At 32.2% G+C, this 11,970-nt stretch carries 12 protein-coding genes; 3 read left to right on the top strand and 9 right to left on the bottom strand.

Translation table 11 applies throughout. The features are described 5' to 3' along the window. The first annotated feature begins 28 nt into the window (after positions 1 to 28). The 3 genes from NBH14_RS12725 to NBH14_RS12715 all read left to right on the top strand — a co-directional run bounded on the left by NBH14_RS12725 (position 29) and on the right by NBH14_RS12715 (position 1,864). Positions 29 to 424, top strand: coding sequence for a BSAP-5i family immunity protein (locus NBH14_RS12725; RefSeq protein WP_186959537.1), 396 nt, complete (start codon positions 29 to 31; stop codon positions 422 to 424). 284 nt (positions 425 to 708) lie between these two features. Continuing rightward, complete coding sequence (locus NBH14_RS12720; RefSeq protein WP_121719534.1) at positions 709 to 1,224, top strand: helix-turn-helix transcriptional regulator; 516 nt, start codon at positions 709 to 711, stop codon at positions 1,222 to 1,224. Next, complete coding sequence (locus NBH14_RS12715) at positions 1,214 to 1,864, top strand: nucleotidyl transferase AbiEii/AbiGii toxin family protein (RefSeq protein WP_128134656.1); 651 nt, start codon at positions 1,214 to 1,216, stop codon at positions 1,862 to 1,864. Before NBH14_RS12720 ends, NBH14_RS12715 begins: the two co-directional genes overlap by 11 nt. A 365-nt stretch (positions 1,865 to 2,229) precedes the next feature. Here NBH14_RS12715 and NBH14_RS12710 read toward each other — a convergent pair whose 3' ends face one another. The 9 genes from NBH14_RS12710 to NBH14_RS12670 all read right to left on the bottom strand — a co-directional run bounded on the left by NBH14_RS12710 (position 2,230) and on the right by NBH14_RS12670 (position 11,953). Continuing rightward, positions 2,230 to 3,033: a DUF4595 domain-containing protein gene (locus NBH14_RS12710; RefSeq protein ID WP_186959536.1), complete on the bottom strand. Its 804-nt coding sequence runs from the start codon at positions 3,031 to 3,033 to the stop codon at positions 2,230 to 2,232. Beyond that, a complete protein-coding gene (locus NBH14_RS12705) occupies positions 3,030 to 3,257 on the bottom strand; it encodes a hypothetical protein (protein WP_186959535.1) in 228 nt (75 codons plus the stop codon). The genes NBH14_RS12710 and NBH14_RS12705 overlap by 4 nt, the downstream gene beginning before the upstream one ends. A gap of 348 nt (positions 3,258 to 3,605) precedes the next feature. Further along, positions 3,606 to 4,196, bottom strand: a complete 591-nt coding sequence (locus NBH14_RS12700; protein WP_186959534.1) for a tyrosine-type recombinase/integrase — start codon at positions 4,194 to 4,196, stop codon at positions 3,606 to 3,608. Between the two features lie 267 nt (positions 4,197 to 4,463). Continuing rightward, a complete protein-coding gene (locus NBH14_RS12695) occupies positions 4,464 to 4,922 on the bottom strand; it encodes a JAB domain-containing protein (protein ID WP_186959533.1) in 459 nt (152 codons plus the stop codon). Between the two features lie 901 nt (positions 4,923 to 5,823). Next, on the bottom strand, positions 5,824 to 7,623 hold the full coding sequence (locus NBH14_RS12690) for a DEAD/DEAH box helicase family protein (RefSeq protein ID WP_186959532.1): 1,800 nt from the start codon (positions 7,621 to 7,623) through the stop codon (positions 5,824 to 5,826). A gap of 56 nt (positions 7,624 to 7,679) precedes the next feature. Beyond that, positions 7,680 to 8,162, bottom strand: coding sequence for a hypothetical protein (locus tag NBH14_RS12685; RefSeq protein ID WP_007658691.1), 483 nt, complete (start codon positions 8,160 to 8,162; stop codon positions 7,680 to 7,682). Positions 8,163 to 8,372: 210 nt separating this feature from the next. Then, a complete protein-coding gene (locus tag NBH14_RS12680) occupies positions 8,373 to 9,383 on the bottom strand; it encodes a hypothetical protein (protein ID WP_186959531.1) in 1,011 nt (336 codons plus the stop codon). A gap of 114 nt (positions 9,384 to 9,497) precedes the next feature. Further along, entirely contained in the window at positions 9,498 to 10,391 is an 894-nt protein-coding gene (locus NBH14_RS12675; protein WP_186959530.1) for a DUF6602 domain-containing protein, read from the bottom strand. 158 nt (positions 10,392 to 10,549) lie between these two features. Continuing rightward, positions 10,550 to 11,953: a DUF2971 domain-containing protein gene (locus NBH14_RS12670; RefSeq protein ID WP_186959529.1), complete on the bottom strand. Its 1,404-nt coding sequence runs from the start codon at positions 11,951 to 11,953 to the stop codon at positions 10,550 to 10,552. Positions 11,954 to 11,970: the final 17 nt, after the last annotated feature.

Raw genomic sequence — 11,970 nt, 5'->3', positions numbered from 1 at the left:
AAATTATTATCAATTAAAATATAGTTACATGAAAAATTTATTCAAAACACTTGTAATACTGTTTTTGGCAATCGTATCCACTTCTTGCAGTAATGATAATGATGATTTTAGATTTGACTCTGAATCATTGAAACAGACGACATGGGAGGGAGTTAATCTCGTAACCGATGGAGATAAAATTATAAGGACAATAAACGTAGAGATGCAATTCTTTGATACACAGAATGGTCAATATATTCTTAGGGAAGACGGATTCGGAGCTGAGGTATATAAGTTTAACTATTCCATTGAAGGTAAAATTATGAATATAGAGGACGGACCTCTTTTTAGTAAACGTACTATGTTAGAATTTGCTAAAGATAGGATGGTATTAGAAGCACTTAGTTCATACAAGTCGACACTTACCTTAAATCGACGATATTAACGAAACTGTTTATCACCAATTATTACTGACATTTGATAATTAAAGGAAATTATAAGCAAAGGGGGGGGGGACTTGTTCTCAAATTGGAGTGAAGTACCCCTTTGCTTATTTTCGGAAGTTCGTAAAATTGGGATTCAGGAAAGAAGCACTATTTCCTTCGTGGCGAATGGGTAGACGATATAATTTATGCCATGCTCAATAAGGATTGGGGTATTGAGTAGGGAGAGCTAAATAAATATCCACATATTGCATTTCTAAACAAATTTGTTTATTTTTGTAGTGATATGAAAGATCAATTAGAAATATTGAAAGGTGTTCACCCTGGCTTATTTTTAAGCAGGGAGTTACGAAATCGTCAATTAAGAAGTGGTGCATTTGCAGAGTCCATAGGAGTTCATCCTCAAACGTTAAGTGCCATCATTAAGGGACGAAGAAATATGAACATACCTTTGTCTCTAAAGATCGAGAGATCACTTCATTTAGACGAAGGATTACTAATGACTTTACAAGTTTATTATGATATTGAATTGGAAAAGAAGAAAGAAGCTCAATCATATCATCCTGATCTTTCTATATATCGTAAGATCTTGTTTTGGGATACAGACTTTGATAAATTAGATTGGAACACCAATAAACGGTATATCATTAATCGTATTTTTGAACGGGGAAATGAAAAAGAAATACTTGAAACAATTCGTTTCTATGGTAAAGACACAATCCTGTCGTTGCTGGACTTAAATAATAAGTATGCAGTTAATCTAAAATCTAACATTCAAAAATATCTGAATTATGCCAACTAAACTCAAATATCAAACAGTAACGCCATTACTAAAAAAGGTATTGACACAATTAATGTCTAATGACCTTTTTCACCCCTTCCAGCTTGTAGGTGGAACATCATTGAGTTTACAGTTAGGACACCGTATCTCTGATGATATAGATTTATTTACTGATTACGAGTATGATTCTATTGATTTTAGGGTTATTCAAGACTGGCTAAGAACTCAGTTTGCATACTGTAACGGAGATTGTGGTGAAATTGTTGGTTTCGGATGTTCCTATATAATAGGTGACTCTGTTGACGATTCTGTCAAACTCGATCTATTTTATACAGATCCTTTTATTCGTCCTGCAAAAGTCATTGATAATATACGTCTAACGTCTTTTGAGGATATTATAGCCATGAAGCTAGATGTCATCGGACATGGTGGACGAAAAAAAGACTTTTGGGATATTCACGAATTACATAATACGTATTCGATAACTGAAATGTTAAACTTATATGTAGAACGTTTTCCTTACAATCATACGAAAGAAGAAATTATTCAAGGTTTCACTAATTTTGATATTGCAGATTCCGATCCCAATCCCAAATGCTTAAAAAAGAAGAACTGGCAACTGATAAAATTAGATTTCATTGATTGGCTAAAACAAACCTAACAACCAGCATAAAACAAAAAATCCCTCTAAGAACATCTTAGAAGGATTTTGCATTTTGTGCGGCTGAAGGGACTCGAACCCCCACGGCCGGTATAGCTATCTATCAGCCACTTACGCCATTTTCTTATACTCTCAAAATCGAAAAATCCCCGATTTGGCACCAATAAATTAAATCTTATTACACGCTCCCGTATAATTAAATTAGTTAATTATCTCATTTTCAATTCAAATACATACAAAATCACCCAAGTAAGCAAGAATACTTTTTGCTCGCTTGGGTAATCTTCTTTATATCCTCACTACTGGAGAGGACTTTAAATAAGAAAAAATCTATTCTGAAAGTATATACTTCAGAAACAAACCTTTCATTTTACCCTTTCATAAGTATATGTCTCTGTCCACCACGTTTCAGATCCATCCAGATTTTTAACTTCCACTTTTTTCACATAACCATCTTCATCCAATTCGTAATGAAAGGTTAGCTCCTTGTTATCATCATCAGAAGTACCATATTCAATACACTCTTTTGGCAAATATTTAGGAGCTTTACCCAACAATGAAGCATATTGCAAATTACTATAATCTAATTCTAAAACATCATCATCATAAGCCAAAAACAGTCCTCCCAGATTAGGTATATCAGTGTATTCGATTCCTGTATCGAAAGAATCGTTACTAACCATCAATCCTTTATCATTAAAATTATATTTATCATCAACATACTTCCGTCCGTCTAACATCAAAATGGCAGAAGTCATATAATCTCCAGAATAAGTATAGCTCCAGATACCGCCATCATCAACTTCTCCTTTTTCAACGTATCCTTTATCATTTAATGTATAGTTAGTTATATCGGTAAAATCTTCGCCATAAGAGTTTTGAATATCAACTTTTTCTGTAACACCATTTGTTGTATAAGTATAATTCGATACCCATGTATGGTTATAACCTGGACATTTGTATGTTTCTGTTATTTTAGAAACTTGTTCGCCTGAATATTCAATATTGAATAAACCTGTTCCCGATTGATCCCTATAACTGATAGAGGTCAATCTTTTAACTGCATTCTCTGGATTAATGATATTATTATCGTCATCATCTCCACAAGAAACGAAGTTTACGCACAAAGCCACTGAAAGAATGGCTGTAAAAAATCTGTTTGTTTTCATAATTCTTTTGATTTAATTGTTTTACCTGTTTCTAAATATTTCTGGAAGTATTGATATATATCCACTTCAATAGTCCCTTCATAAACTAATTTGCCTTTTGGATCTTTTATTGTCACAAACATAGGCTCTCCTTTGTCATTAAACTTTCCAATGACTCTAAAATCATTGGTGTAAATGACTTCATGAGGATTTCCAAACTCATCCCTTTCTAAAATTCTATACATTATATTACATTTTTTCCCTTTCCTGTTCCCCTACGGAAAGATTAACAAAATAAAAAAGGTGTGGGAACTGTATTTGTTTTATCCTAAAGTCAGGCCTTCGCATTGCCCTTGGAATAGATAAAACAACAGCAACCCACACCCATTGAGATATAGTTCACCCTTTCAGGTAAGTCTATAACAAAAGATGCGGGTGCTATTGCTATCATCTTCATTCCAATAATCAAAGTTGCGAAGTTTGACTTTAGAAGATAATATCAATAACACCTTTCGTTTTTATGTCCTTCTTTAACCCTCCTATCTCTTTAGGCGTAAAGAATTGGCACAAAGTTACGAAAAGTGTTTATATTTTCAATTAAAAGACAAAGAATCATAGGTCTGCAACAGTTCTTCCTGTCTCAATCCTAAATATCGTTTAGTTATCCCAATACTGGAATGATTAAATAACTCCATCAACTTGACTAAGGCTAGTTCTGCATTCTCTGAATTCTGATTATATACCTGTCTGCCAAATGTCTTTCTAAAAGAATGAGTACTAAAGTTCTTTACTTTCAACTTGTATTTAACTTTTATCTCTTTCAACAGCATATTTATACGCTGTATAGAGAATGTTGTACCTTTCTGGCTTACAAGGATAGGAGATTTAACGCTAACAGGTTTAATTTTATCGTAACAGTCAGAGATATGCCTTTTTAGTTGAGGGTTAATGTGAATAGTCCTCATTTTTCCTGTTTTCTTTTCCTTTATGGTAAACTCATCCACATAAAGGATTGTATCCCAATGTAAAGCTAGAATATCACTAATCCTCAATCCCCAAAAACAAGCTATAGCAATAAGTAAAGACATTTTATAATTCCCATCTTTTGCCAATCGCCTTACCAGGTTAGTCATTTCATCCCATTTCATATAATCTGCTGTAGTAGTACTATACTTTAAACTCATAATATTCAATTTTAAATGTTTGTCTATAAAAGTGATTGTTTTCAGCCATTAGAAAAAATAGCTGAAATGTAACTTACTGATAATGAGAGGAACATTCACTAATAATAGAAGTGAATATTTCTGATTCAGGTTATTTCCCTAATCTATTTTTCACTTCAAAGAAAAAAAGCACGATTAGGAATAATACCATATAAAGAATAATCAGCCCTAAAAATAATTCAGGATAGAGAAACATAAAGATTAAGAAGGTAATGAATAAAATTGCTTTCATAATACCCTCCCTTCATCCAAATAAGAAAAATATCCGCTGTCTGTCACTATTATATGATCCAGTAAAGTAATATTAAACAGTTTGGCTGCTTTTCTGAGATTCTCTGTCACTAAATCATCCTGTGTACTAGGTTTTAAATTTCCGCTAGGGTGATTATGTGTTAAGATTATACTGGAAGCGTTCCCCAATATTGCAGCTTGCATGATTATTCGTATATCAGCAGATGTTTCATCTATTCCACCTTCTGAGATATGAGCAACACCCAAAAGTTTACCTGCTTTATTCAGTAAGATTAGTTTCAAACATTCCTTATACTGGATTATTTCCTTATCATATACATAATCTATTAAAAGCCTATATACATCTTCTGCCAGTACTATAACAGGTCTTTCAGAACTTTTCACCTTCGTTTTGTACGTTAATTTAACGTCACATACTTTCAATACATTTTCCATAACGTAGTTGTTTAATAGTTTGATTGATTGTTAATTACAGATTTGTGAGATTGAAAGGAATGTTCCCAAGTAAAGGATTAGATTAATATATTTCACAGAATGACCATAAATTCAACCTGCTAAATATACTCTATTACAAAGGGTTTCATAGTGTACCCCAATAAATTATAAATCCCGCTTGACCTATCCAGTACGATAGCTTGCAAAATATTCACTTTCTCTCCAACTACCGTATGGGGACTTTCGGAATAGTGGAGTCATGTATGCACAGCATACATATATTATATGGTAAGCCTTGTTTTCAGCCAATAACATCTAAGAAGAGAAAGACTTCCTTCTCTTATAGGGAGGGGGGATAAATTAAGATGGTATATTTTAAATGTATATATGCGTAAAGTCATTATTTCAGATTAGTGACTATTCACTTTTTTATCATCCTGTTTATCAGTAACTTTGTATATACTTCAAAGATAAAGTCTTCTTCGATTTTTTAATAATCACCTAAACCAGAATATAATATGTCACAATATAACCTAGAAACGATTGATTATACAAGGATACGCAAAGAACTCATAGAAATTGTTGAACATTGGCGTATTCCGGCTAATTTCTTTTCCACAGAAAAAAACAAAAGAAAAAAACTGATTAAGAAAAGAAAACACCATATTTAAAGATTTCATTCGTCATGATAATAATATATACTTGCAAAAACGGGTATCCCCAAAGATGGGAGTACCCGTTTTTCATTTATCAGATATACATAAAAAAACGTATCCAGACTGGCTTATCCGGATACGCTAAAATATGAGTTTAGGTATATTTTATGAATGCAGGTTCAATGATAGTACTTTTTTTGAACAAGGTATATAAAACCATTATCTTAGAAAAAAAGTACTATCACCTATATCAACACTTCAACTAGCAATAATGCTTTTGTTTTTCCAATCTTACACTCTTTCACTTCAAAAAAATTCCGAATAGACTGCCCTGTGACTGCTTTTTGAGGTCGAAGGTCTATAAGCTGATAAATTCGGGTTAATTCTTCCTTTATATATTTAAGAGTATATCTTTGTCCAACCCGAAACGAATTTTTAACTAATTGGATAAACTCCGTACCTTCTGTTTTTTCTCGAAACCTTTTCAAGATCATAGCCTCCTTGATGCGTTTTACAGAATAACTAAAGGATTCTATCATTTCCCTGCCAATTACTTCGTATGCTTCGTAAATAAATGGATCAGCCTCTCTCAAATCATTTTTATATTCCCGAATCATTTCTGTTTCGTCATCACCTTTCAATAATTCCAACTGGCGGACAATCTCTTTGCGCTTTTCTTTGAGTGAGACTGATTTATTCTCTCTTCTCAAACGCTCATAATCTCCAAGTGGGAAAAGGGAATGTACATGGAACACATCAAAAAGTTTGTTGTCTTGGTAACACTTGAACACTCCAAACCTGTTATTGTAATAGGATTTTAACAGGGCTTCATCTTTATAATTGTCTATCGCAAAGTAATTTTTTCTTCCTTCCTTGTCCAGCATTTTATTGTAGGGGACTATTTCCAATGCAGCTCTGAATGAATCCCTTGCACCTTCCGTTGCAGCGCAATCATATAATGTTTTCAATTTTTTGTAGACATCCTCGCAACCTGCTATATATCCGTCTATCTCTTCCATTGTGCGAACCGGGAAATTTGTGTTCGTATTAAAAATGTGACAGACCTGTTCAATCCCGTTACGAAATCTTCCTATTGCCTGTATAGCGTCTGTATTAGGGTCGATCATCGAATATTCAGAGAAATAAACTTCGGTTATCATAATGACTGTAGGTTTTATCTCCAATTCAATGTCCAACGCATTATAAAAACGACTGGTAAAGAAATTGTATTTCCTCATTCTGGATTCGCTCCATTGCTCGAATGCGTGTTTAAAATGATTGTTCCTCAATTTCTCCACACTCTTCTTTGCGCAAAATACGGTAGATTCATTCTCAATATCCAGTTGCTTGATAAATGAATAAATCATATCTGTTGAATTGATAAAGAAACATATTGTCGTGTCCAATTTGCCAAGTTCCCTTTTTAACTGCTCCAATACATTATTAGTATGGATCAGCTTGATCGGGTGTTTATACTCAAAGGTCGGTTCGATCTTTATGATCTGGAACTTTTGGCTTTCAAAACGGGGATCACTGAAAGAAATGGGAGTTGCTGAGACCAAAGCCTTTTCATTGAACAGAAAGAAATCATCGAACGGAAGTATTATATCCGATCTATAATCCACATCTTTAACGATCTTATGGCATTCGTCGAACAAAAGAAAGCATGTACCATATACATCCATGTCCATTAATTCAAAAGCGTCTTTTACTTTTGTGAAACTTTCGGGAGTGGTAAGTATCTTTATTCTCTTATCTGTTGATGCATCCAGATACTTTACAATATCCTCTGTATAAACACCTTCGTAAACACCAAACAGATTATCGTCTTTATGTTTCGCGTCTTTACACTTACCAACGATAACGGGAACATTGGGTTCGATAATGATAGAATTTCTATTCGCTTTCAACTCTCCGTAAGTTGCTCCTAAACCTGTAAGTGTTTTGTATAAGATTACGTTAGTTGGTATTTGTGGAAGGACTTCTGTAAGATATTGAGTTTTACCTTCTTTATTTTTATTTATCTGAATATTTATTGTGTTCATTATAGTATAAGTTTTAAAAGAGGAAGCTTTTGCACTTCCTCTTTATGGGTTAATAATTAGATTAATTCTTTTTCCTGTAAGTATTCAACCAAGCTATCTGTTCTTTCAAGTCTGAAAAAGATTTTTCCTTTCATATAAGAAGAAGTAGCACTGATATAACCATTTGTTTCACGGAATGTAGGAACGAATTGGAGTACTTTGCCGCTTTCAATCAATTGTTTGAATATTTGAAGTTGAAAATCATTATCATCATCTTCTTTGTAAGCTTCAACGTTTTCTGGCTTAGTTCCAAAATCTTCTGTTTCACCTTCTTTCAAATATTTCATAATCCAAGTTAGTTCTGCTTGATTTAAACGAAGCTTAAAGCCTGCCATACTTTTAGATTCCAACCAAGCATAAGGATAGTTGTCTTTATCTGTTTTGAACTTAACACTTAGATTTTCATATTTCTTCATAATCAGTTTTGCAGCTTCATGTGCACCGCTGTTGTCATAGTTTTTTACTGCTTTACTTTCAAATGTAATGTTTAGTGTTGTCATAATTCTTTTTATTTTAATATTTTCCCTCTTTTCTGTTCGGGATTTCAGGAAACCAACTATCGAGATGTGCACCTCTCGTTGTTGATTACACTGCAAAGATGGGGGTCTGAGTACCCCTATTCCTATAAAGAATTAAAGCGAAGTTTAGGCGTATTTTTTATATCTCTGTTTCTTAGATGTTTAAGACTAAATAAGCATATAAAGATTTTCTTACCAAGCACTCTTCATTTTGCCACCAAAAGGATTATTTGGGGACTGTTTTTGCATAGGTATAGACCACCAATTGAACACCAGTGAGTATTTCTTTAGGTTACTAACTGTTGCACGAAGGTTTATAATATCGTCTTTACTGCTGTCTTCTTCGATTAATCCTAGATATTTAAGGTATCTGAGAAGGAACTCTGCCTGTTTATTGGTCAGGGATTTTCCCTGTTCTGCAAATGAACCATGCTGGATAAGGTTATAAGTACCCATTAAAATAAGGTCAGCGATTTGATTAATTCGTTTCCTGCCTTTAGTTTTTTTCTCCGGATAGTCTTTTTCAAGTTCGGTTTGCGCTTCTTCCAAACTGGAAACACCCAGATATTTATCCAAGTAAGGAGTTATCATATTGGTAAACCAGTTATCGAAGTTATCCAAGGTTATTACTTCATTATTATATTCTATGCGAATTGTATCGCTTTTAATTTTCTTCTTTAGATGGAATAGTTCATAGAGTTTTAGAAGGTCAGGTCTAACTCTGTATGAATAATCTGTTTGTTTGTCATCCATAAGAACTTCCTCAAAATCGAAAAAACCATTGGTATTTCTGTATTTATTATATATGGAAGCTATTAAAGTGAGGACTAACCCAATATTAAAGTCATTATCTGTTGTGGTTTCTTCATCCACATAGTCATAATACATTTGTAATATAGTAAGGTAGTCATATTCACCCAAATCTATTATGATAGCTTTTCCAACATTCATAACACATTCGTATTGTTTTTCATAGTCAATAACATCAGGAATCTCAATATCGGATATGCTTTTTTTATGTACTGGTGATTCAAGAAGATAGGTTTCTTCCTCTTCCTTTGAATAGTTTCCAAAATTTTCAGCATATATCTTATATGTATATATGAAATTATTATGAAGCATCGAACGCTCGTAGTTGTAATATTCCTTTAGCCACGGTTCGATTTCTTTTAATGCATTTATTGGTAGAAAACGGTAAGCCATGAGTTTTTTTATGGCAAAGATAAATATATAGTATACTACCGTAGTATCTACAGTACGAAAAAAATCCTGCCTCCATTGCTGGAAACAGGAATATATAGAAAATTCTAATGAATACTATATTTTCCAGTTACTGTCCCCAAATGCATAAAAACTTGATCTCTTACCAAATTGATATGTCTCATTTAATAATGCTAATATATCAAACGCAAAAGTTGAAAAATTCAAGTCTTGCCATGTTAAATGTACCCATGAATATAAATTTTCTTCCACTTTCTGTGTATTTAGACAAAGGAAATTTTTTAACATAGAACAATCTGTCATATTAGTGAAGTCATTTATTGGTTGGTTTGTTAGCATCGTATCTATTTTACATGTTGTTGTAGGCTTCCGTCCTTCTCCTCTTAAAATGATCGAACTATAATATCCTCTAATATCTCTGATTTTCATTAATTCTAGCAATGCGGATTTTTCAAATTCATATTTCTTATGTAATTCAATGAAAATTAATCCACAAAAAAAATTAATGGGGAGATATCTTTTATATTGTTCATTAGGCTTATCTATTTGTATATATAAAGGAGATAATTCCCTTATATGGGTTAGTGCATCAACAACAGTTCTTTTATTAAAAGATGATTTTACTTCAAAAACACCTTTTACATATTCAACAGGAATTGCCCTTGATTGTCCATCATGAGAATAATCACTATTATCTTCAATCCATAATATTGGAGAACTTAGAGCATCATAGATAATTACATCAAAATGAGACATTTTCATGGTGTCTTGTGTGAATTGTGATACTATATATCCCGATGTCACACCATACCTTATTGGAAGAAAATTTTTTAGCCATTTTCTAAATTCAGCCTCTGCGACATTTCCATGAGATGTGGAAACCTTATGTGATACACTATGAGTTTTTGCTTGGTCATATTTATCTAAAATTCCTTGTCTTCCTGTAAGGAACTGTTGCCAACCTTGAGATGGAAATGATTTATCTGTCATACCTTTTTGTTTTATTGGCAAATTTAAAATAATATGATAGAATTATCATATTATTTATCATCTTATTTTAATTCCTAAAGCAAATTCTTCATAACATCTTCCATCTGGTCATTTCCAAACATCATTCTTTATAGAATCTTAAATAAATAGTTTTACTCCTATCGGTATTTAGCTTTAGAAATAGAGACTTTTACATCATTAAATCCATATCTTTTAAGTCTATATTCAATATCCAATTTTATATCAATTTTCTTTTCAGCTTTAGGTCCAATTATAATTTCTACCCCTTTTCTAAATAAATCGGGAGGAGTCTCAACATATAAATGAGGTATCTCTCGTTCATCAAGTTTTACTTTTTCGCTCTCAATCCTATGAAAAGAGAGGTATCTAAACTCTTTTTCCGTTTTATATTGTGGATTTTTATATAAGTATCGAATTTCATCACTAGCTTTAGCAAAGAAAGCATATAAGTAGTTTACTAATAAAGAGTTTTCTTTATCGTTATTTTTAATTATTAATGATTTTAACTCATTGAACATTTCGACCATACTTAACCTAATACTGGTGCAATCATAAGAAACTTTATATAATAATATATTCTTTTCATCTATGTCTGAATCGTTTAATTGAGAATGGAATGATTTTTTTAACATATCAATAACACTAGGAAATACCATTTTATAATCTTTTTGTGGCAATATAATACTAAGTCCTTTTCCGTCTTGTCCATACAACCTCCACATTGTTAAATCATCTTTCTTATGAGTCGTAAAAGATGCGATATACGTACGATAATATCTTTCTTCTTCAATATATGGAACTATTTCTTTTAACTCCTCACAATCAAATAAATATAATCCTTCTTCTGGATCATTCATATATGCAGTATTATACAGTCTAAGTACAGGATATTTTTTTCTATATTCTTCATATTCACTAGAACTTTTAGGAATACGTAACATGGAATGTATGGCTTGTATATTAGTGTAATGAGCTATACGTTCTTCTTCTGTAAGCACAATTGGTTTGGCCAACAAAGAATGCCGACTATTTAAGAAAAAAGAATATATACTGCTCAAGTTGTCAATATAATTAAACAATTTTGAATTATTGTTTGTAATGAGTTTGGATAAATCGCAAATAATTTGATTATAAATAGGATGAAGTTGATTAGACTTAGCTGCATCTATTATTTCTTTTTGCCTTTCAGAACTATTGCGAGCTAAAGAGATTATCGATGAAATGTTTGATAAACTTTTCCGTTTCAATGAATATTTGAATTGTAGTTCTTCTGATTGGAGAATTTTAAATCCGTCTTCAGTGTAACCATTTGTAAATAATATATCTAAAAAATATGGAATACTCTCATCTCCTTGTTCTATTGCCAAATCAATATACTTAAAGAATTGAGAATTAACTTCTTTGTTCTTACATAAAATGCATAAAGCTATAAGAGATGAACTATAACTATCACCTAGTTGTGATTTTCTTACAAGTTTCATCAAATCAATAATATTTTCTGGATATTTTACTCTTTCGTTATTAATATATTCTATTTCCATATATACATTTTATTCGT

Source organism: Parabacteroides caecihominis (assembly GCF_023656785.1).
Lineage (GTDB): Bacteria > Bacteroidota > Bacteroidia > Bacteroidales > Tannerellaceae > Parabacteroides > Parabacteroides segnis.
Note: the sequence above shows the minus strand (reverse complement) of the source record. Positions and strands in the feature narration are given on the sequence as shown.

Coding starts and splice junctions, on each gene's coding strand:
- NBH14_RS12725 (WP_186959537.1), top strand. CDS start 29: ATGAAAAATTTATTCAAAACACTTGTAATACTGTTTTTGGCAATCGTA.
- NBH14_RS12720 (WP_121719534.1), top strand. CDS start 709: ATGAAAGATCAATTAGAAATATTGAAAGGTGTTCACCCTGGCTTATTT.
- NBH14_RS12715 (WP_128134656.1), top strand. CDS start 1,214: ATGCCAACTAAACTCAAATATCAAACAGTAACGCCATTACTAAAAAAG.
- NBH14_RS12710 (WP_186959536.1), bottom strand. CDS start 3,033: ATGAAAACAAACAGATTTTTTACAGCCATTCTTTCAGTGGCTTTGTGC.
- NBH14_RS12705 (WP_186959535.1), bottom strand. CDS start 3,257: ATGTATAGAATTTTAGAAAGGGATGAGTTTGGAAATCCTCATGAAGTC.
- NBH14_RS12700 (WP_186959534.1), bottom strand. CDS start 4,196: ATGAGTTTAAAGTATAGTACTACTACAGCAGATTATATGAAATGGGAT.
- NBH14_RS12695 (WP_186959533.1), bottom strand. CDS start 4,922: ATGGAAAATGTATTGAAAGTATGTGACGTTAAATTAACGTACAAAACG.
- NBH14_RS12690 (WP_186959532.1), bottom strand. CDS start 7,623: ATGAACACAATAAATATTCAGATAAATAAAAATAAAGAAGGTAAAACT.
- NBH14_RS12685 (WP_007658691.1), bottom strand. CDS start 8,162: ATGACAACACTAAACATTACATTTGAAAGTAAAGCAGTAAAAAACTAT.
- NBH14_RS12680 (WP_186959531.1), bottom strand. CDS start 9,383: ATGGCTTACCGTTTTCTACCAATAAATGCATTAAAAGAAATCGAACCG.
- NBH14_RS12675 (WP_186959530.1), bottom strand. CDS start 10,391: ATGACAGATAAATCATTTCCATCTCAAGGTTGGCAACAGTTCCTTACA.
- NBH14_RS12670 (WP_186959529.1), bottom strand. CDS start 11,953: ATGGAAATAGAATATATTAATAACGAAAGAGTAAAATATCCAGAAAAT.